This window comes from Streptomyces solicavernae (genome assembly GCF_029968095.1).
Classification (GTDB): domain Bacteria; phylum Actinomycetota; class Actinomycetes; order Streptomycetales; family Streptomycetaceae; genus Streptomyces; species Streptomyces solicavernae.
Window position 1 is genome coordinate 1 of sequence record NZ_JASCIR010000049.1, and the last position, 20,956, is coordinate 20,956.

The 20,956-nt window shown below is 71.8% G+C and carries 17 protein-coding genes; 12 read left to right on the forward strand and 5 right to left on the reverse strand.

Features of this window, described 5'->3' with window-relative positions; genetic code table 11:
- Positions 1-362 precede the first annotated feature (362 nt).
- Complete coding sequence (locus tag QIS99_RS30200) at positions 363-1,724, reverse strand: type III PLP-dependent enzyme domain-containing protein (RefSeq protein WP_282516939.1); 1,362 nt, start codon at positions 1,722-1,724, stop codon at positions 363-365.
- A 282-nt stretch (positions 1,725-2,006) separates the two neighbouring features.
- On the opposite strand from QIS99_RS30200, the gene hutU reads away from it, so the two are divergent.
- From hutU to hutI, 4 genes are all read left to right on the forward strand, one after another.
- Positions 2,007-3,665, forward strand: a complete 1,659-nt coding sequence (gene hutU, locus QIS99_RS30205) for a urocanate hydratase (RefSeq protein WP_282516920.1) — start codon at positions 2,007-2,009, stop codon at positions 3,663-3,665.
- 200 nt (positions 3,666-3,865) lie between these two features.
- On the forward strand, positions 3,866-5,116 hold the full coding sequence (locus tag QIS99_RS30210; RefSeq protein WP_282516921.1) for an allantoate amidohydrolase: 1,251 nt from the start codon (positions 3,866-3,868) through the stop codon (positions 5,114-5,116).
- On the forward strand, positions 5,113-6,525 hold the full coding sequence (locus QIS99_RS30215) for a formimidoylglutamate deiminase (RefSeq protein ID WP_282516940.1): 1,413 nt from the start codon (positions 5,113-5,115) through the stop codon (positions 6,523-6,525). Before QIS99_RS30210 ends, QIS99_RS30215 begins: the two co-directional genes overlap by 4 nt.
- Before the next feature lie 200 nt (positions 6,526-6,725).
- On the forward strand, positions 6,726-7,895 hold the full coding sequence (gene hutI, locus QIS99_RS30220; protein ID WP_282516922.1) for an imidazolonepropionase: 1,170 nt from the start codon (positions 6,726-6,728) through the stop codon (positions 7,893-7,895).
- 148 nt (positions 7,896-8,043) lie between these two features.
- Here the strand turns inward: hutI and QIS99_RS30225 are convergent, their stop codons facing one another.
- The gene (locus tag QIS99_RS30225; RefSeq protein WP_408909662.1) at positions 8,044-9,063 is read right to left on the reverse strand and encodes an RNA polymerase sigma factor SigF; all 1,020 of its coding nucleotides are present in this window, start codon (positions 9,061-9,063) and stop codon (positions 8,044-8,046) included.
- A 250-nt stretch (positions 9,064-9,313) separates the two neighbouring features.
- Between QIS99_RS30225 and QIS99_RS30230 the strand changes: the two genes are divergently transcribed.
- The 6 genes from QIS99_RS30230 to QIS99_RS30255 all read left to right on the forward strand — a co-directional run bounded on the left by QIS99_RS30230 (position 9,314) and on the right by QIS99_RS30255 (position 15,089).
- On the forward strand, positions 9,314-9,682 hold the full coding sequence (locus tag QIS99_RS30230; protein ID WP_282516924.1) for an STAS domain-containing protein: 369 nt from the start codon (positions 9,314-9,316) through the stop codon (positions 9,680-9,682).
- 236 nt (positions 9,683-9,918) lie between these two features.
- A complete protein-coding gene (locus QIS99_RS30235; protein WP_282516925.1) occupies positions 9,919-10,491 on the forward strand; it encodes an ATP-binding protein in 573 nt (190 codons plus the stop codon).
- Between the two features lie 177 nt (positions 10,492-10,668).
- Complete coding sequence (locus tag QIS99_RS30240; protein ID WP_408909663.1) at positions 10,669-11,376, forward strand: LPXTG cell wall anchor domain-containing protein; 708 nt, start codon at positions 10,669-10,671, stop codon at positions 11,374-11,376.
- Positions 11,377-11,494: 118 nt separating this feature from the next.
- Entirely contained in the window at positions 11,495-12,436 is a 942-nt protein-coding gene (locus QIS99_RS30245; protein ID WP_282516926.1) for a WxL protein peptidoglycan domain-containing protein, read from the forward strand.
- Positions 12,437-12,471: 35 nt separating this feature from the next.
- Positions 12,472-13,689 carry a hypothetical protein gene (locus QIS99_RS30250; protein ID WP_408909664.1) on the forward strand — a complete coding sequence of 406 codons (1,218 nt, stop codon included), beginning with the start codon at positions 12,472-12,474 and terminating at the stop codon, positions 13,687-13,689.
- Positions 13,690-13,727: 38 nt separating this feature from the next.
- Positions 13,728-15,089: a hypothetical protein gene (locus QIS99_RS30255; RefSeq protein ID WP_282516943.1), complete on the forward strand. Its 1,362-nt coding sequence runs from the start codon at positions 13,728-13,730 to the stop codon at positions 15,087-15,089.
- Positions 15,090-15,159: 70 nt separating this feature from the next.
- Here QIS99_RS30255 and QIS99_RS30260 read toward each other — a convergent pair whose 3' ends face one another.
- Both QIS99_RS30260 and QIS99_RS30265 read right to left on the reverse strand, forming a co-directional pair.
- The gene (locus tag QIS99_RS30260; protein ID WP_282516927.1) at positions 15,160-15,987 is read right to left on the reverse strand and encodes an alpha/beta hydrolase family protein; all 828 of its coding nucleotides are present in this window, start codon (positions 15,985-15,987) and stop codon (positions 15,160-15,162) included.
- 170 nt (positions 15,988-16,157) lie between these two features.
- Complete coding sequence (locus QIS99_RS30265) at positions 16,158-17,660, reverse strand: peptide MFS transporter (RefSeq protein WP_282516928.1); 1,503 nt, start codon at positions 17,658-17,660, stop codon at positions 16,158-16,160.
- Between the two features lie 474 nt (positions 17,661-18,134).
- On the opposite strand from QIS99_RS30265, the gene QIS99_RS30270 reads away from it, so the two are divergent.
- Together QIS99_RS30270 and QIS99_RS30275 are read left to right on the forward strand one after the other, a co-directional pair.
- The gene (locus QIS99_RS30270) at positions 18,135-18,821 is read left to right on the forward strand and encodes a response regulator transcription factor (protein WP_282516929.1); all 687 of its coding nucleotides are present in this window, start codon (positions 18,135-18,137) and stop codon (positions 18,819-18,821) included.
- Between the two features lie 228 nt (positions 18,822-19,049).
- Positions 19,050-20,327 (forward strand): ATP-binding protein, encoded by a 1,278-nt coding sequence (locus QIS99_RS30275; RefSeq protein ID WP_282516930.1) that lies wholly within the window; start codon positions 19,050-19,052, stop codon positions 20,325-20,327.
- Here QIS99_RS30275 and QIS99_RS30280 read toward each other — a convergent pair.
- Positions 20,320-20,883: a GtrA family protein gene (locus tag QIS99_RS30280; RefSeq protein WP_282516931.1), complete on the reverse strand. Its 564-nt coding sequence runs from the start codon at positions 20,881-20,883 to the stop codon at positions 20,320-20,322. The genes QIS99_RS30275 and QIS99_RS30280 overlap by 8 nt on opposite strands.
- Positions 20,884-20,956 lie beyond the last annotated feature (73 nt).

Below are 20,956 nucleotides of genomic sequence, written 5' to 3' on the forward strand. Positions count from 1 at the left end.
CAGCCCACCTGCAACGCCGTGCACGACCGGGACTGGAACGCAGGAAAGAACGTCCGATACGAAGGGCGCCGCATCCTCGCGGCGACAGAACCACCCACCCCTGAACCAGGGGCCTCACGCCGGTAACGGCGGCGAGTAAACGCCTGCGGAGCGCACATAAGACCAGGGGATGCCCCGGCAGCGCGCACAACCCCCACCCTGGTGGGGAGGAAACAGGAACTCACCCGAAGCGGGAGGACCTCACGGCGAGGACCACCCACAGACGGAAAATCCTCGCCCTTCAGGGCGATGGAAGAGGTTAAGGCCTCTTGGGAGCTGCTGGATCGAGTCTGCCCCTGCGCCTGGACCCGCGCCCGCCGTCCTCACAGCGCGTCGAGCGTCCGGGTGTGCTCGCCGCCCGACTCCGCGACGATCTCCTCGACCGTCTGCGGGCTGCGGATCGTCGCGAACCGCACGCTGCCGTCCGTACCGGTCGAGAACCCGTGGATGCCGGGCCGGGCGAGGCTGTTGTACGCGTAGTGGTGGGCGAAGTAGTACGCGCCGGTGTCCAGGGCGGCCGCGAGGTCGCCGGGTTCGAGCAGCGGCAGCGGCCGGTTCTCGGCGAGCAGGTCGCCCGCGAAGCAGGCGGGCCCGGCCACGTCCTGCGCGACGGCCGCGCCCGTCTTGGGCCGCCCCTCCGCGTCGTACCCGGCGATCCGCAGCGGCCAGGACTGCGGGGCATAGACGGTGCGGGCGGCGACCTGGGCGCCGGCGTGGGTGATCGCGATGCGCCGGTTGCCGGCGGCCTTGGTGTACTCGACGCGCGCCACGATCGTGCCGTGCTTGGCGAGCAGCGCCCGGCCGAACTCGGTGACAAGCGCGTACCGCCCGTCGAAGAGCCCCGGCACGGTGCGCTGCAGCAGCCGGGCGTACGCGGCGAAGGTGGGCGTCTCCGAGTCGGAGTCGAAGTTGACCGGCAGGCCGCCGCCGATGTCGATGGTGTCGATCTGGCGCCGGCCCGCCAGCTGGTTGATCTCCTCGGCGAGTTCGTACGTCGTACGGACGCCTTCGGCGAGCAGGTCCAGGGGCACGCCCTGGGAGCCGGAGTGGGTGTGCAGGCGGGTCAGCCACGGCCGGTCCAGGAAGGCGCGCACGACCCACTCGTGCGCCCCCGTGTCCCGCAGGCCGACCCCGAACTTCGAGGTGGCGGTGGCCGTGGAGAGCGCGCCGATGGACCCGGCGCCGGTCTGCGGGTTGACGCGCAGGCCGATCGCGGACCGGGTGGGCGCCGAGCGGGTGAGGGTGTCGAGGCGGGCCAGCTCCTGCGGGTTGTCCGCGTTGACGGCGACGCCGAGGGCGAGGGCCTGGCGCAGCTCGGCCGGGGTCTTGGCGGGGGAGTCGAGCACGGTGTGCGAGGGCCTCACCCCGGCGGCGCGGGCCAGCGCGAGCTCGCCGGGGCTGGCGACCTCGGCACCCAGGCCGGACCTGCGGAGCAGCCGCAGGACGGGCACGAGCGGGGCCGCCTTGACCGCGAAGGCGTGCAGTACGGGGGCGGCGGTGACCTCGGCGAACGCGGAGCGCAGCGCGGCGGCGGAGCGGCGGACGCCGACGATGTCGAGCAGGGCCGCGACGGGGGCGCCCTGGCCGACGACGCCCTGGGCGACGGCTGCGCGCACGGCCGCGTCGCGGCGGGCGGCGGCTGCGGCGGCGGGAAGGTCGGGGGAGAGCGCCGTCGTGGCGTCCATGTCACCTATGGCCATGGCTCCATCCCATCATCGACGGCCGCGTGCCGCCGAGGCGCCCCGGAGATTGACTGGGGATCGAGTAGGGATGGGCCGGGGATTGAGTAGGGATGGGCCAGCGATGACCAGGGATTGACTAGGGATATTCATGAAGCCACCATGTGAATAGCCGAATGTGAAGAGGTATGGCACCGAGGGGCCTGGTGCCGAGAGCGCATGGCACCGAGAGCGCATGGCACCGAGAGCGCATGGCACCGAGAGGCATGGCACCGGAGGAGGCAGTCGATGTCGGAACCCCGCCCTGTCCGAGCACCGCGTGGCACGGAGCTGAGCGCTCCGGGCTGGCCGCAGGAGGCCGCACTGCGGATGCTGCAGAACAACCTCGACCCGGAGGTGGCCGAGCACCCCGACCGGCTCGTCGTCTACGGCGGCACCGGCAAGGCGGCCCGCGACTGGCGCTCCTTCGACGCGATGGTCCGTACGCTCCGGACGCTGAAGCAGGACGAGACCATGCTGGTCCAGTCCGGCCGCCCCGTCGGCGTCCTGCAGACCCACGAATGGGCCCCGCGCGTCCTGATCGCCAACTCCAACCTGGTCGGCGACTGGGCGAACTGGGAGGAGTTCCGCCGCCTTGAGGCCCTCGGCCTCACGATGTACGGCCAGATGACGGCCGGCTCCTGGATCTACATCGGCACCCAGGGCATCCTCCAGGGCACGTACGAGACGTTCGCGGCAGTCGCCGCCAAGAAGTTCGGCGGGACCCTGGCCGGAACGATCACGCTGACCGCCGGTCTGGGCGGCATGGGCGGTGCCCAGCCCCTCGCCGTGACGATGAACGACGGCGTCGCGATCTGCATCGACTGCGACCCGCGCGCCATCGAGCGCCGTATCGCGCACAAGTACCTGGACGTGCGCGCGGACTCGCCCGCGCACGCCCTGCGGCTCGCCGTCGAGGCCCGCGACGCCCGCCGCCCGCTCTCCGTCGGCCTGCTCGGCAACGCGGCGGAGCTGCTGCCCCAGCTGCTCGCCGAGGGCGCGCCCGTCGACATCGTCACGGACCAGACCTCGGCCCACGACCCGCTCTCCTACCTCCCGTCGGGGGTCGCCTTCGAGGACATGCGGTCGTACGCGGCCAAGGACCCGGCGGGCTTCACGGCCCGCGCGCGTGCGTCCATGGCCCGGCACGTCGAGGCGATGGCCGGCTTCCTGGACGCGGGCGCCGAGGTCTTCGACTACGGCAACTCGATCCGGGGCGAGGCCCAACTCGCCGGGTACGAGCGGGCGTTCGCGTTCCCCGGTTTCGTACCGGCGTACATCCGGCCGCTGTTCTGCGAGGGCAAGGGGCCCTTCCGGTGGGCGGCGCTCTCCGGGGAGGCATCGGACATCGCCAAGACGGACAAGGCGGTCCTGGACCTCTTCCCCGAGAACGAATCCCTGCACCGCTGGATCAGGATGGCGGGGGAAAGGGTCCACTTCCAGGGCCTCCCGGCACGCATCTGCTGGCTCGGCTACGGCGAACGGGACCGCGCGGGCGAGCGGTTCAACGACATGGTGGCGAGCGGGGAGTTGCAGGCTCCGCTCGCGATCGGCCGCGACCACCTGGACTGCGGTTCCGTCGCCTCCCCGTACCGCGAGACCGAGGCGATGCTCGACGGGTCCGACGCGATCGCGGACTGGCCGCTGCTGAACGCGATGGTGAACGTGGCGTCCGGCGCGTCCTGGGTTTCCCTCCACCATGGTGGCGGCGTCGGGATGGGCCGCTCCATCCATGCGGGCCAGGTCACGGTGGCCGACGGGACGGCGCTCGCGGGCGAGAAGATCCGGCGGGTGTTGACCAATGATCCGGGGATGGGGGTGATCCGGCATGTCGATGCCGGGTATGAGGCCGCTGACGCGGTGGCTTCGGAACGGGGCGTTCGGGTTCCCATGCAGGAGGGTCAGTGATGGTGTCGCGTGATCATTCTTCTTCCCCTAACCCGCCCCTTCCCGAAAGTCCTGCCGGACGGGCCTCCTCAATCGCCGGAGGGGCTGAAAATTCAGCCCCTCCGGCGATTGAGGAGCGCGGTCCGGGGCGGAGCCCCGAAGCGCCGCAGGCTTTGGGGAAGGGGCGGGGCGGGGAGAAAGAACCGCCCAGCTTCCAGCAGATGTGGAAGGACCTCAGCCCCATCGGCCGGGACGCCGAGTCCAAGGGCTACCGCCGCCACGCCTGGACCCCCGCGGACGCGGACTGCCGGACCTGGTTCAAGGAGCAGGCGGAGTCGAGAGGCCTCACGTACGAGCTGGACCGCAACGGCAACCAGTGGGCCTGGCTCGGCGACCCCGCCCAAGGGGACGCCGTCGTCACGGGCTCGCACCTGGACTCCGTCCCCGACGGCGGCGCCTTCGACGGCCCCCTCGGCGTCGTCTCCGCCTTCGCCGCCCTCGACGAACTCCGCCGCAGGGGAGCGGAGTTCACCAAACCCCTCGCCATCACCAACTTCGGCGACGAGGAAGGCGCCCGCTTCGGCCTCGCCTGCGTCGGCTCCCGCCTCACCGCGGGACAGCTCACCGTCCCCGCTGCCCGCAGGCTCCGCGACGCCGACGGCATCACGCTGCCCGAGGCGATGGAGAACGCCGGGTACGACCCGACGGCCATCGGCCCCGACCCCGAACGCCTCGCCCGGATCGGCGCGTTCGTCGAGCTGCACGTCGAGCAGGGCCGCGCCCTGGACCTGTCCGGCGACCCGGTCGGCATCGCCGGCGCCATCTGGCCGCACGGCCGCTGGCGCTTCGACTTCGCGGGCGAGGCCAACCACGCGGGCACCACCCGCCTCGTGGACCGCCGCGACCCGATGCTCCCGTACGCGGAGACCGTGCTCGCCGCCCGCCGCGAGGCCGAACTCGCCCGCGCCGTCGCCACGTTCGGGAAGATCGCGGTGGAGCCGAACGGCGTCAACGCCATCCCGTCCCTGGTCCGCGGCTGGCTCGACTCGCGCGCCGCCGACCAGGAGAGCCTCGACCAGGTCGTCGCCGGCGTCGAGAAGGCCGCCCGCGAGCACGCGGAACGGCACGGAGTGGACCTGACCGTCGTACGGGAGTCCTTCACGCCCGTCGTGGAGTTCGGGCACGCCCTGCGCGACGAGCTGGCCGCGATCCTCGGCGCGGGCGCGGGCGCGGGCGCGGGCGCGGGCGCGGGCGCGGGCGCAGGCTCCGGCGCCGAGCGGCCCGTGCCCGTCCTCGGCACCGGCGCGGGACACGACGCGGGCATCCTGTCCGGCACGATCCCGACCGCCATGCTGTTCGTACGGAACCCCACCGGCGTCTCCCACTCCCCGGCCGAGTTCGCGGCCGAGGACGACTGCGTGGCCGGGGTGCTCGCACTCGCCGACGTACTGGAGGGGCTCGCGTGCAGATGACGACGTACTGGACGGAACACGCCTGGCTGGGCACCCACGTGGAGCCGGGGGTGGCGCTCGATGTGGCGGACGGGCGGTTCACGGCCGTGCGGACGGGGGTGGAGGTGCCGCCCCATGGCGCCGAAGTCCTGCGCGGGCTGACGGTTCCAGGCTTGGCGAACAGCCACAGCCATGCCTTCCACCGCGCCCTGCGCGGCACCGTCCAAGCCGATGGAAACCTCCCCGGACTGGCCGACGCGCACTCGCACGCCGGGCCATCCCCGCTGCGGCGGGGAAACGCCACGGGGCAGGCACCGGACTCCTTCTGGACCTGGCGCGAAGTCATGTACGCCGTAGCCCAGAAGCTCACCCCGGACAGCTGCTTCTCGCTCGCGCGTGCGACATACGCGGAGATGGCGCTCGCCGGGATCACCGCGGTCGGCGAGTTCCACTACGTCCACCACGCGCCGGACGGCACGCCGTACGCCGACCCGAACGCCATGGGCGAGGCGCTGATCGCCGCGGCCCGGGACGCCGGAATCCGCATCACCCTCCTCGACACCGCCTACCTCTCCGCCGGCTTCGGCGCCGCCCCCGAAGGCCACCAGTTGCGCTTCAGCGACGGCACGGCCGAGGCCTGGGCCGAGCGGGCCTCGGCGCTCAAGCCCGGCGAGGGCGTACGGATCGGCGCCGCCATCCACTCCGTACGGGCCGTCCCCGCCCGGCAGTTGGGCACCGTAGCCGCGTGGGCGCGGGAGCGGGACGTACCGCTGCACGTGCACCTGTCCGAGCAGACCGCCGAGAACGACGCCTGCCGGGCCGCGCACCGCTGCACACCGGCGCGGCTGCTCTCCGACCACGGCGTGCTCGGCCCGCGCACCACCGGCGTCCACAACACCCACCTCACCGCGGGCGACATCGCGCTGATCGGCGACTCCGGCACCGGCACCTGCATGTGCCCCACCACCGAACGCGACCTCGCCGACGGCATCGGCCCCGCCGCCGACCTCCAGCGCCGCGGCTCCACGCTCAGCCTGGGCACCGACAGCCACGCCGTGATCGACCTCCTGGAGGAGGCGCGGGCGATGGAACTGGACGAGCGCCTGCGCACCCGCACCCGCGGCCACTGGACGGCCGCCGCCCTGCTCCGCGCGGCCACGGCCGACGGGCACGCGGCGATCGGCTGGGACGAGGCGGGCGCCCTGGAGCCGGGGGCGCTCGCCGACTTCACGACGATTGCCCTCGACTCGGTCCGCACGGTGGGGGCGTTGCCCCGGCTGGCGGCGGAGACGGCGGTGTTCGCGGCGTCGGCGGCGGATGTGCGGCACACGGTGGTCGGGGGGCGTCATGTTGTACGGGACGGTACGCATCTACTGGTCCCGGACGTGCCGTCGGCGTTGGCATCGGCGATCGGAGCGCTGCGCGAGTAACGGCCCTTTTCTGTCCCCACCCCGCCCCTTCCCGACTGTGTCGGTATGCGGCTGGCGCCTCGTGGCTGCGGCGCTGTCGTTCGGCTTGCCCGCCGTCGTGGCTTGTCGCGCAGTTTCCCCGCGCCCCTGAAAACAGCCCCTATCGGGGCAAGGCTTTCGGGAAGGGGCGGGAGGGGAAGAAGAAACACCGAGAGGAACCCATGAGCACCACCCTCGTCACCAACATCACCAACCTGGTCACCAACGACCCCGCCCTCGGCGAGGGCCCGCTGGGCCAGATCCAGGACGCCGCCGTAGTCCTGGACGGCGACCGCATCGCCTGGGTCGGACAGGCGAAGGACGCCCCGGAGGCCGACCGCGCGCACGACGCGGAAGGCCGCTCCGCGATCCCCGGCTTCGTCGACTCCCACTCCCACCTGGTCTTCGCCGGCGACCGCACCCAGGAGTTCAACGCCCGCATGGAGGGCCGGAGTTACTCCGCCGGCGGCATCCGTACGACCGTCGCCGCGACCCGCGCCGCGAGCGACGAGGAGCTGGAGGCCAACCTCCTGCGCTACCTGCGCGAGGCCGCCCGCCAGGGCACCACGGTCTTCGAGACCAAGTCGGGATACGGCCTGACCGTCGAGGACGAGGCCCGCGCCCTGCGCATCGCCGCCCGCCACACCGACGAGGTCACCTTCCTCGGCGCGCACATCGTCTCCCCGGACTTCGCCGACGACCCGGCCGGGTACGTGGACCTCGTCACCGGCGCGATGCTCGACGCCTGTGCGCCGCACGCGCGTTGGGTGGACGTGTTCTGCGAGAAGGGCGCCTTCGACGGCGACCAGGCACGCGCCATCCTCACCGCGGGCGTGGCCAAGGGCCTGCTGCCGCGCGTGCACGCCAACCAGCTGTCGTACGGCCCCGGCGTCCAGCTCGCCGTGGGGCTGGACGCGGCCAGCGCCGACCACTGCACCCACCTCACCGACGCCGACGTGGACGCGCTCGCGCACGGCAACACCGTCGCGACGCTGCTGCCGGGTGCCGAGTTCTCCACCCGCGCCGAGTGGCCGGACGCGCGCCGCCTGCTGGACGCGGGTGCCACGGTCGCGCTCTCCACGGACTGCAACCCGGGCTCGTCGTTCACGTCGTCGATGCCGTTCTGCATCGCCCTGGCCGTACGGGACATGGGCATGACCCCGGACGAGGCGCTCTGGGCGGCCACGGCGGGCGGTGCGCGGGCCCTGCGCCGTACCGACGTCGGCCGCGTCACCCCCGGCGCCCGCGCCGACCTGGCGCTGCTCGACGCGCCGAGCCATGTCCACCTCGCCTACCGGCCGGGCGTCCCGCTGGTGCGCGAGGTCTGGCAGCGGGGCACGCTGCTCGGCTGAGCGGAGCCGGACACCGGGAACACGCCACAGGAACGCCGAGGCGGCGGTGGCGGCGGCGCTCTCCTGCCAGGAGGAGCGCCCCCGCCACCGCCGCCGCTGGCGTGCGTGGCACGAGGTGGTGCGTTACCGCGTCACCGCTCGGGCGAGGTCACTCCTCGACCGTCAGGCCCTTGCGCAGCCGCACCAGCGTGCGCGAGAGCAGGCGGGAGACGTGCATCTGGGAGATGCCGAGTTCCTCGCCGATCTCGGACTGCGTCATGTTCGCCACGAAACGGAGAGAGAGGATCTTCCGGTCGCGGGGCGGGAGTTCGGCGATCAGCGGCTTCAGCGACTCGACGTACTCGATGCCTTCGAGCCCGTGGTCCTCGTAGCCGATGCGGTCCGCGAGCGCGCCCTCCGAGTCGTCCTCCTCGGGCTGGGCGTCCAGGGAGCTCGCCGTGTAGGCGTTGGACGCCGCCATGCCCTCGACGACCTCGTCGTTGGAGAGGCCGAGGCGTTCGGCGAGCTCGGTGACCGTGGGGGCGCGGTCGAGCTTCTGGGAGAGTTCGTCGCCGGCCTTGGCGAGGTCCAGACGCAGCTCCTGGAGCCGGCGCGGGACGCGCACCGACCAGCTGGTGTCGCGGAAGAAGCGCTTGATCTCGCCGACGATCGTCGGCATCGCGAAGGTCGGGAACTCGACGCCACGGCTGAGCTCGAAGCGGTCGATGGCCTTGATCAGGCCGATCGTGCCGACCTGGATGATGTCCTCCATCGGCTCGCTGCGGGAGCGGAACCGGGAAGCGGCGAACTTCACCAGGGCGAGGTTGAGTTCGACGAGCGTGTTGCGTACGTACGCATACTCGTGGGTGCCTTCCTCAAGCGTCTCCATGCGCCCGAAGAGGGTCTTGGACAGGGCCCTTGCGTCCAGCGGTCCGACTTCGTCGTACGGGGGGATCTCGGGCAGGTCCGTGAGATCCGTGAGCTCCGCCAGGGCGTCGGGGCCGGTCGCGGCCTCCAGGACGTCCATGCCGTCCGTGCCGTCCGCAGCGTCGGCGACGACTTCCCCGTGAGGGGTTTCCGCCGCTCCGTCGCGGGGAGCCGGGACAGTGTGGAGCTCGTGGTCGAAGTGGTCCGGTGAAGGTGTCGACGTCGCGTTGCGGGTAGGCGATGCGTCGAGCCGGGGTGCCATGGGGTCCTCCATCGTTCTCGGCATATGGCTGCCGATGCCAATACGTGCACTACGGTGTGCGGCGCCTCCGAAGCCGGCCGTGTTGATTGCTGTCCTTACTAGGACTACCCGGGTCCATGTGCCGCTTGCAAGTGGCTTACCTGGCATTATGTCCGTTTTCGGATGGATGTTCGGGTGCCCGGCGGCCTGGTGAGGGCGTAGGCTTTCCGGGCGTCAGACACCAGCTCGACACCTGCGGAAGTGAGACGGCATGGACCGCCAGACGGTCGGCAGCGCGAACCGGGGCCGGCTTCGGGTCGAAGTGCGCAATGACGGTGAGAGTGCCGTAGTGACGCCGGTGGGTGAGCTCGACCACCACACCGCGGATCTGCTGCGCGAACCCCTGGAGCACTGCCTGGACCAGGGCCGCTCACGCCTGGTCGTCGACTGCACACAGCTGGAGTTCTGCGATTCCACCGGTCTCAACGTCCTGCTCGGCGCCCGCCTGAAGGCGGATGCGGCCGGCGGTGGCGTCCATCTGGCCGGGATGCTCCCGGTGGTGGCCCGGGTCTTCGAGATCACCGGCGCGGAGGCCGTGTTCACCGTGCACGAATCCGTCGAATCGGCCCTGGCCGACTGAGTGCACGTGAGTTACAGCACGGTTGTCTCACCGTGACCTGCGTTGCCTGTATGTGATCGGCACGTAATCCGCATCACACGGCCCGGACCGAAGAAGTGGGTGTTCTCACGGATCGGCCGGGCAGAAGACTGCCGACATGTTGTCCCTGTTGTCCTGACAGATCGAGCGGATCGACGGATCGAAGGATCGATCCGGCACAGATCTCAAGACTGGTGAATCGGTGAGGTGAAGCGCTGATGAGCACCACCCGGCCCTTCTCGCCGGGCGACCGCGGCCCGGAGTCGGGGGCCACCGGTGAGCTGCGCGAACCGGTGGGCGAGCCGCTGAACGAACCGGTGAGCGCGCCGGTGGCCGAATCGGCGGACCGGCCGGTGGCCGGACCCGCGGCCGCGCCCGCCCTGCGTCAGGTCCGCAGGCTCGGCCTCGACGGCGCCAGCGGCGTCGTGCCGATGGCCCGCGACTTCACCCGGCAGGCGCTCTACGACTGGGGCTGGCTGCCCGCCGCCGGGGCCGACCAGCGCGCGGCCGCCGAGGACGTGCTGCTCGTCGTCTCCGAACTCGTCACCAACGCCTGCCTGCACGCCGAGGGCGCCAGCGAGCTCTGGGTCGCCTGCGACGGCAAGGTGCTCCGCCTTGAGGTCTCCGACCGGGGCGCGGGACAGCCCTCGCCGCGCACCCCGCACCGCGCGGGCCGGCCCGGCGGGCACGGGATGTTCATCGTGCAGCGGCTCTGCCTGGACTGGGGCGTCGTGCGTGTGCCCGGACAGTCGGGCAAGACGGTCTGGGCCGAACTGGCCGCGCCTCACTAGGAGTTCATGGCTCTTTCCCGGCCCTTTCCGCACCCCTCGACAGCCCGAGATCCGGGCTGTCTTTTGTCTTCCCTCCACAAGGTCCCCGGCGTACCTTGAGCGCCCGATCTGATGTGCCGTCAGGAACAGTGGGTAACTGTCGGTGGCGCACGGGCAGTTGGAAGAGGGGAACTCAAGGTGTCCTACCCGAAGACAAATGCCGCGGGCGGGCGGTCGGCAGGCCGGCGCTGCGCCGCGTTCGTGGCGGCCACGGCCCTGGCCGGAACCACGGTGCTGCTCGCCGCTCCCGCCGCGCACGCCAAGGTCGTGGACGTCGACTACCAGTGCAAGACGCCGATCGGCAACAAGGGTGCCGTCTCGCCCATCGACATCAAGAGCGTCGAGAGCGGCGGCGGCCACAAGCTGACCATGTCCTTCCAGAAGGGCGTCTCGTCCAGCCCGGTGGAACTCGGCAAGGGCGCCATGAAGCCGAGCGCGCTGATCAAGCTGGGCGGGGCGGAGAGCGGCGACGTCAAGGTCACCGGCCCGGCCAACTCCAAGGCGATCCCGGCCAACACCCCCATCAAGATCAGCGACTTGACGGGTACGTACACGCCGAAGAAGTCCGGCAAGGTCACGTTCACCGCGTCCACCCTGACCATCAAGGCGCTGGGCACGACCACCACCTGCACCCCCAAGAACGACCCGAAGCCGTCGCTCACGCTCGACGTGAAGGCCTCCGGCGGGGCGTCGTCCGGCGGTGCGTCGTCCGGCGGCGGGGCGGAACTTCCGCAGACCGGGCCCGAGGACTCGGCGATCGCGCTCGGCACGCTGGGCGGAACGGTGGTCCTGGTCGGGGCGGCGGGCGTGCTGTGGCTTACGCGGCGGTCCTACGTCAGCCGTTAGGTGCTGTCGTCCAGCGCACCGCCTGTCGCCCTCCGGGCTCGTCCTCAAGTGCCCCCAGCTACCGCTGGGAGGTGCCCCCCGGACCGGCTGATCTCTCGCCCCGCCCCAGGAGCCGCCGATGTCGACCTCGTCCCTCCTCCCTCGTGCCGCCGTCGTTCTCCTCGCTCTCGTGGGGAGCCTGTTCGCGCTGCCCGGAGGGGTCTCGTACGGGGCGGACAGCGGTGACTGGAGCCTCGCTCCCGCGGGCGGTGCGGACGGGCGCCCGTACTTCTATCTGGAGGGCGCGCCCGGCGCCGTACTGAAGGACACCGTGACCGTCACCAACCCGGGCGACGCCCCGCGCACCGTCGAGCTGCGCGGGGCCGACGCCGGGAACGGGGCCGACGGGGCGTTCGCGGTCGAGGACGACGGGAAGTCGAAGGACGGCGGGGCCTGGATCCGGCTCGCCGAGCGGAAGGTGACCGTGCCGCCGCGCACCCGGGCCGAGGTGCCGTTCACGGTGACCGTGCCCGAGGGGGCCACGCCCGGGGACCACCCGGCGGCGATCGTGGCGAGCGGCGCGGGGCGCAGTACGGGCGTACGGCTGCACCTGCGGGTCGGCGGGCCCAGCCTGTCCGCGCTCACCGTGGAACGGGTCCGGCTCGCGGACGACGGTCGCCGCATCCGTTACGACCTGGTCAACCGGGGCAACACCGTGCTCGCGCCGAAGCTCGCGGTGCGCGCCGACGGGCTGTTCGGCACGGCGCTGAAGCGGGCCCCGCGCGCCCTGCCCGTCGAGCTGCTGCCCGGCCGCCGGGTCACGCTCACCGAACCCTGGCCCGACGCCCCCGCCCTCGACTCGGTCGACGTGCGGCTCACGGTGACGGCGGCGGGCGGCGCCCGGGACACCGGGCTCGCCTCGGCCACGTTCGTGCCGTGGGGCGCGGTGGCGGGTGCGGTCGGCGGGCTGGTGGCGGTGGCCGCGGGCGGGCGGTGGCTGCGAGGGCGGCGGCGCGGGGGCGGGCCCGGCGAGGCCGAACAGCGGCAGACGCAAGGCGAGTTGACGGGAGCGGCGACGTGATCGGCGACGTGATCGGCAGGACGGTCAGCACGAGCATCCGGGCGCTCACCAAGGCACTCGCACGGGCGCTCATCCTGGCGGTGGCGGCCGCCGTGGCCCTCGTACTGGCCGCGCCACCCGCGCCCGCGGCCGAAGGGCCCACCGTCGAACTGTCCGAGGAGGAGGCGGGCAAGGGCGGCAGCATCACCGTCACCGGCGCGGACTGGCGGCCGAAGGCGCTGCTGATGCTGCTGATCTGCGGGCAGGCCGAGGGCGACGCCGAGCCCGTCGGCGGCACCAACGCCTGCGCCAACGCCGACGGCCGCGCCGTCACCACCGACGGCGACGGCTCGTTCCGCAAGAAGCTGCCGGTCGCCGAGCCGCCCGTCGCCTGCCCCTGTGTGGTACGGGTCGCCACCGTGACCGGCGAGAAGGCCGCCGTCCAGGCCGCGTTCACGGTCGCCGGGCACCCGGTGAAGAAGGTGCCCGAGCAGCAGGCCGACGGCAAGCTCGCCGTCCTCGCCGGCACCCGGCTCGAAGGCTCCGGCAACGTCCTGACCTGGTTCGGCGCGCCCGCGAGCCGCACCCTCGTGGCGACCGTCGGCAACCTCGGCACGTCGCCCGTGAAGGACCCGGTCTTCGAGGTCGGCACCGCGCACGGCGTGTTCGCCCCGCAGTGGGAGGAGCAGCAGTGGCGCGGCACCCTCGCGCCCGGCAAGAAGGCCCAGGTCAAGCTGAAGGTGCAGCTGGATCCGGGGGCGTACGGGGACTACGCGGTCTCGCTGCGGTACGGCGGCAAGGTGCTCGCCGAGCAGCCGTGGGACGTGGGCAGGCCCTGGGGCGTCACGCTGTTCTGGATCCTGCTCTGCCTGGTCGTGCCCGCGGCGGTGTTCCGGGTCGGCATGGCGGTCGTCGACCGGGTCCGGCCGCGCCCCGCGCGTTCCGGCGGCCACCGGGCCCGCCGCGTACGGGAGTTGGCGCACCGGCGGGTGCCGCGGCCGGGCGGCAGGCGGACCCGGCGGCGACGGGAGGCCGCGCAGCCCGCACCGACGCGCGCGCACAGCACCACGGCGAGCCTGCCGTGGTTCACCCCGGACTCGGCTCCGGGAGCGCCGGGCACATCACCGGCTCACGACGCACAAGAAGCACAAGGAGTACCAGAAGTACCAGAAGCACAAGGAGCACAAGAAGCACAAGGAGCACCGCACCTGCTCTCCGCACCGCAGGACGACCGACCGACGGCACCAGGGAAGCCAGGGAAGGGAAACACGTGATCACTCAACGGAGAGCGAGTGCGCTCGGTGTCGCGCTGATGCTCAGCGGCGCGGGGCTCGTGCTCGCCGCGGGTCCGGCGCAGGCCGCCGAGACCGCGTACAAGACCGAGTGCGTCCCGCCGGCGATCTCCGGCATGGATCCGGTGCACGGCACCACCAAGGTGGAGATCCAGGCGCCGGCCGAGGCGAAGGTCGGGGACGAGGTCGAGGTGGTGTGGAAGACCACGCAGGCCGCGTCCAAGAACCCCGATGTGCTGGACCTGCAGGAGAACACGGTCAAGCCGACCGGCACGATCAAGGTCGGTGGCGCCCAGACCGCGGACCTGGCGGTCGAGGGCGAGCGGAAGAACCCGCCGATCAAGAAGGGCAGCCCGATGGTGCTGTCCGACATGAAGGGCACGCTGAAGCTGACGGCGCCCGGCGAGATCACGCTGACCCCGGACGCGTACAACATCAACGTCAGCAAGCCGATCTCCACGGACACCAAGTGCACGCCCGAGGAGGAGGTGGCGAAGGCCGCGACGATCAAGGTCGTGGACGCCGGACCGGGCGGCGGCCTCCCGACGGGCGTGCCGACCGGCCTCCCGACGGGCCTGCCGACCGGCCTGCCCACGGGCGGTGCGGCGGGCGGCGGTGACGCGGGCGGCTCGGACTCCGGCGGCTCGGACTCCGGCGGGTCCTCGGGCTCCGGCGGGTCCTCGGGCTCCGGGGGCGGCGACTCGGGCGGCTCGACCGGCGGCGGGGGCGGCCGGACGGACTTCAAGGGCAAGGAGGTGCAGATCCCGTACAAGTGCAAGACGCCCATCGGCGACAAGGAAGCCACCTCGCCCGTGCAGATCGACGCGGTGAAGAGCGGCGAGAACTTCGACCTCACCGTCCAGTTCAAGAAGTCCGTGATGGACAGCCCCGCCAACATCCCCGCGGACTCCGTGAAGCCCTCGATGGAGGTCGAGCTGGGCGGCGCCGACCAGGGCACCGTGCACGTGGAGGGCCCGACCAACAAGGAGCCCATCAAGTCCGGGGACCCGATCGAGATCCCGGACCTGAAGGGCACGTACAAGCCGGGCGCGGACGGCAAGTCCACGCTGTCGCCGGGCGTACTCACGGTGGAGGCCCTGGGTACGACGACCACCTGCACCCCGGCGAAGACGGAGGTCTCCCTGGAGCTCGACACCTCGGCGCAGCCGGGCGGCGCGGCGGGCGGCTCGGGCTCGGGTTCGGGCTCGGGTTCGGCGGGCGGTTCGGCGGGCGGGTCGTCCGGCGGCGGCCTCGCCGAGACCGGTGCGAGCGGCGACGGTGCGCTGCGCGCGCTCGGCCTGGTCGCCGGGACGGTGATCCTGCTCGGCGGTGCGGTCTTCACGTTCCTGCCGCGTCGGCCGGCGTGGGGCCGCAGGCACTGACCCGGTCACCCGCGGGCGGGCCTCGGCTTCCCTGGCCCGCCCGTGAGCTGGGCGTACGGACGCGGACGGCTCAGGCGTGCTCGCGGAGCCAGCGCAGCACCGAGCGTCGTACCCCGTCGTCGTCCAGGAGCTTCGCCCCGTGTGCGGCGCCCGGTACGACGCGCAGGCGGGTGTCCGTGCCCCCGGCGACGCGCTGGGCGAAGGCCAGGTCGTGCGCGTGGGCCGCGGGTACGAAGTCCTCGGCCGAGTGGACCAGGAACATCGGCGCGTCCTCCGCGCCGGAGGCGTGCGTACGGGCTGCCATGTCCGCCCAGCGGTCCCAGCAGCGGCGGCCGTCCCGGTCCGGGTCGCAGCCCGCGAGCCTGGCCGCCTCCCGGCGCAGCCTGCGCTGGTTGCGGTCGGCCCCGTCGCGGGCCCCGTCGACCCAGGCGCGGTACGGGGTGGCCACCGGCGAGAGCGCGACGACGCCGCGCACCCGGGACGCGCCGGCCCCGTACGTACCGGCGACCGTCGCGATCTGGCCACCCGCCGAGGAGCCGAGGAGCAGCGGCCGTACGCCGCCGTTGCGGTCGGCGACCCAGCGGAGCGCGGCGAGGGCGTCCACGCGCTGGGCGTCCCAGGGGGCGTCGGAGTTGAGGCGGTAGTCGGTGTCGTACACCCGGAAGCCGCGCTCGGCGAACCAGCCGGCCCAGTCGCTCCAGTCGGTGTCCTCCGCCCAGTAGCCGCCGTGCAGGATCACGAGGGCGGGGCCCTTCGTGCCGTACTCCGTGACGGTCTGGCGGGGGTGCTCTCCGTACGCGTAGCCCCGTACCACGGGCCCGGGCGCGGCCCGGACGGCTACGGAGCTTCCGGACAGCAGCGCCCCGCACACGAGGAGGGCGAGCAGGGGACGGCACATGGCCTGATGCTGCCCCTCGGCCGGATGTGGATATACCGAATATGCCGGAGGGCCACCGCACCGGGTGGTGCGGTGGCCCTCCGTTCGAACGACGTGCTGCCGAATGAACTGCTGCCGAACGACCTGCTGCCGAACGACGTGCCGTCGGCGGGGCTGTTACGGCCCTGGCGTCAGTGGACGCCGCCCATCAGCGCCTTGACCCGCTTGCGCAGCATGAACACCGCGACACCGCAGAGGACGGCGAGGGCGCCCTGGCTGGCGAACCACCACTGCGTGTCGGTCGGCGCACCGAGCAGCTGCAGCAGCGCGATGGTCGAGTCGCCCGCGGTCACGGCCAGGAAGAACACGCCCATCATCTGGGAGGCGTACTTCGCCGGGGCCAGCTTGGTGGTCAGGGACAGGCCGACCGGGGAGAGCGTGAGCTCACCGACGGTCTGGATCAGGTAGACCGAGCACAGCCACAGCGGGGTGACCTTCGCGTCGCCCGAGGCCGCGGCCTGGGCCAGCATCATCACGAAGAAGGAGATACCGATCAGGAAGACGCCGTTGGCGAACTTCGAGATGGTGCTCGGCTCCTTGCCGCGCTTGTTCAGCACCACCCACACGGCCGCGAAGACCGGGGCCAGGGCCATCACGTACAGCGGGTTCAGGGACTGGAACCAGCTGGACGGGAAGTCGAAGCCGAACAGCGTGTTGGCGGTGGACTCCTTGGCGAACAGGCTCAGGGTGGAGCCGGTCTGGTCGTAGATGCCCCAGAACACGGCGGCGACCACGAAGAACCAGACGTACGCGGACATCCGCTTCTGCTCGACCGCGTCGAGGTCCTTGTCGCGCTTGATCTTGACCAGGTACCAGATCGGCAGCAGCAGGCCGATGATGGTGAGCGGCCACAGGATCCAGTCGACGGTGAACGAGCCGGCGGCGATCACGATGCCGTACGCGACGGCGGCGACGACCAGCCAGATCAGGCCCTTGCGGACCAGGGACCGGCGCTCGTCGTCGCTCATCGGGGAGGTGACGACGTCGGACTCGGACGACAGGTGGCGGAAGCCGAGCAGGAAGAACACCAGGCCCAGGGCCATGCCGACACCGGCCATCGCGAAGCCGAGGTGCCAGTTGACCGACTGGCCGACGAACCCGATGGTCAGCGGCGCGAAGAAGGCGCCGATGTTGATCGCGATGTAGAAGATCGAGAACCCGGAGTCACGGCGCGGGTCGTTCCGGTCCGGGTAGAGGTGGCCCACCATCGTGGAGATGTTGGACTTCAGCAGACCCGAGCCGAGCGCGATCAGGCCGAGACCGGCGAAGAAGGTGCCCTTCCACGGCAGGGCCAGCGTGAAGTGGCCGACCATGATGATCGCGGCGCCGATGCCGGTGGTCTTGCGCGGGCCCCACAGGCGGTCGGCGAGCCAGCCGCCGGGAAGGGCGAGCAGGTAGACCAGGGCGTTGTAGACGGAGTAGATCGCCACCGCGGTGGCCGTCTTGATGCCGAGCCCACCCTCGGCGACCGTGGCCGTCAGGTAGAGCACGAGCAGCGCGCGCATGCCGTAGAAGCTGTAGCGCTCCCACATCTCCGTCATGAACAGGTTGGCCAGGCCGCGGGGGTGGCCGAGGAAGGTCTTCTCGGAGCCGGGTGCGGTACCGGCCGAGTCCTTCGTCAGGCTGGACGCCATGGATGATCCTTCTACGCTCGGGGAAGCGCCGCGCAAGCGCACGCGCGCCCGGGTGGGGGGTGGCCGGCACCTGCCGCGGCTTCGCGCGCGGGCCCGGCCCACTGGTCAGTCACTTGCTACGGGACCGATGATCCAGTCCGGCGCACACAAGGCCCTCAAGCCGGAGACCGAACTCCAGAACTCCAGAACTCCAGAAGCTTCTCAATGCACGCAAGGGCGTTGACACTCCATTACGGCACGCGCAAGCGGGTTAGGGAAGGTCTTGAGACATGGATCACAGGTATCCATGGAACCAGAACCACCCTTTCGAAGGTAATACAAGGGCTTTTCGTACGGAGTCTCGGCGCCGGAAGTAACGCGTCCGGGCAGCGGTTTCCGGACACCGTTCACCGGACGCTCCGCGCGGGCCCGCCGGTCGGCCTGAACTCCGGTATCCGCCCAAGTCAGCGGGGTGGCGCGGACTACCATCACTGCATGACCCGTGTACTGCTCGCCGAGGACGACGCATCCATCTCGGAGCCACTGGCCCGCGCCCTGCGCCGGGAGGGGTACGAGGTGGAGGTGCGGGAGGACGGGCCGACGGCGCTCGAAGCCGGACTGCAGGGCGGCGCCGACGGCGTGGATCTGGTGGTGCTCGACCTCGGACTGCCCGGCATGGACGGCCTTGAGGTGGCCCGCCGCCTGCGCGCCGAAGGACACACGATCCCGGTCCTCATCCTCACCGCCCGCGCGGACGAGGTGGACACGGTGGTCGGCCTCGACGCCGGCGCCGACGACTACGTGACGAAGCCGTTCCGCCTGGCCGAACTCCTCGCCCGCGTCCGGGCCCTGCTCCGCCGCGGCGCCGCCGAGCCGGTCCAGGCCCCGGCCACGCACGGCGTCCGCATCGACGTCGAGTCGCACCGGGCCTGGATGGGCGAGGAGGAACTCCAGCTCACGGCCAAGGAGTTCGACCTGCTCCGCGTCCTGGTCCGGGACGCGGGCCGGGTCGTCACCCGCGACCAGCTGATGCGCGAGGTCTGGGACACGACGTGGTGGTCCTCGACGAAGACCCTGGACATGCACATCTCCTGGCTCCGCAAGAAGCTGGGCGACGACGCGGCCAACCCGAGGTACATCGCGACGGTACGGGGCGTGGGCTTCCGCTTCGAAAAGAGCTGAACCCCGCCAGATCCAGCCCGGCACGCGCATGACCGGCGAACCACATCCGGCCCGGCAGGCGCATGACCGGCGAACCCTATCCAGCCCGTCCGGCGTTTGAGGACGAGCCCGCAGGGCGAAAAGAAAGCCCGTCCGGCGCTTGAGGACGAGGCCGCAGGCCGATCAACGGCGCCCAGGTCAAGGGCAACGACACAGCACACGTAAGAACAGCGCACCCTCGGAGAGACAATGCGGCGGAGACTCATCAACTCCACCCTCGCCGTGGTCCTCGTCGTCATCGCCGTCTTCGGGGTCTCCCTGGTGATCGTCGAGACCCGCACCATCACCACCAGCGCCCGCGAACGCGTGGAGTACGAGGCGAGCCGGCTCGTCGCGATCGTCGACAGCCGTCTGCTGGCCGCCGACCGGATCACCGAGGGCGTCCTGACGGAACAGGTCGGCACCGAGCGGTACGCCCGTATCGAGATCCCCGAGCGCGCGCCCATCGAGATCGGAAGCAAGCCCGAGGGCGACGTCATCAAGGCCACCGCCACCGGCGAGCAGGGCGAGACCGTCACCGTCGAGGAGCCGCGGTCCACCGTGACCGGCGAGGTCGGCCGCACCCTCCTCATGATCGGCCTGGTCGCCCTGCTCGCGGTGATCGCCGCCGTGCTCCTCGCGCTGCGCCAGGCCAACCGGCTCGCCTCCCCGCTCACCGACCTCGCCCAGACCGCCGAACGCCTCGGCTCCGGCGACCCGCGCCCCCGCCACAAGCGGTACGGGGTGCCCGAGCTGGACCGCGTAGCGGACGTACTGGACAGCTCGGCCGAGCGGATCGCGCGGATGCTCACCGCCGAACGGCGGCTCGCCGCGGACGCCTCGCACCAGCTGCGCACCCCGCTGACCGCACTCTCCATGCGCCTGGAGGAGATCACGCTCACCGATGACCCGGACACCGTGAAGGAGGAGGCGACGATCGCGCTCACGCAGGTCGAGCGGCTCACCGACGTCGTGGAGCGGCTGCTCACCAACTCCCGCGACCCGCGCACCGGCTCCGCCGTCACCTTCGACCTGGACGAGGTCGTCAAGCAGCAGATCGCCGAGTGGCTGCCCGCCTACCGCAGCGCGGGCCGCGCCCTCGTCCGCTCCGGCAAGCAGCACCTGATGGCGGAGGGCACGCCCGGCGCGGTGGCGCAGGTCCTCGCCGCGCTGATCGAGAACTCCCTGATGCACGGCGGCGGCACCGTCGCCCTGCGGACCCGCGTCACCGGCAACCAGGTGGTGATCGAGGTCACCGACGAGGGCCCCGGGGTGCCGCACCAGCTCGGTGCGCGGATCTTCGAGCGCACCATCAGCGGCCGCAACTCCACCGGCATCGGCCTCGCCGTCGCCCGCGACCTCGCCGAGGCGGACGGCGGCCGGCTGGAGATGCTCCAGCAGAAGCCGCCGGTCTTCGGCCTGTTCCTGTCCCGCTCCCGCCCCGCGGACACCGGCCCGCGCGGCGAACCGGAGCCGACGGTCAGGTGACGCGCTGGCGGCGCCGCCGCTCCTCCGAGGGCGCCGTGGAGGACGCCCCTGGGGGCGCCTTGGACGATGCCGCTGGGGGCGCTTTGGACGATGCCGCGGAGGGTGCTTTGGACGATGCCGCTGCGGGCAGCGCCTTGAACACCCAGCTGCGGTAGGACCAGAAGCGGAAGAGCGTGGCGATGCCGATGCCGAGGAACTTGAAGATGTTGCTCTGCAGCTGACTGTCCCAGCCGAACCCGTACGTCGCCGCGTAGAGGACGCCGTTCTCGATGACCAGGCCGACGACGGAGAACAGCAGGAAGAGCGTCATCTCCCGCGTACGCCCGCTCTTGTCGCGGTCCCGGTACGCGAAGTAGCGCAGGCCCAGGTAGTTGCAGCAGATCGCGACGGCCGTGGCGATGATCGAGGCGCGCACCACGGGGATCTCGGTGACGTGCCGCACCAGATTGAAGACGCCGAGGTTCACCAGCGTGCCGACCCCGCCCACCGCGCCGAACTTGGCGATCTCGCGGATGAGCTGGTCCAGTTGCACGCGCAGTGTGCGGCGCTCACTCATGGTGATTGGTTCGCCCCGTCCGTTCGGTGGTCGGCCTCTCGGATTACCCAGTCATGCTAACCAGCGTGGTCTT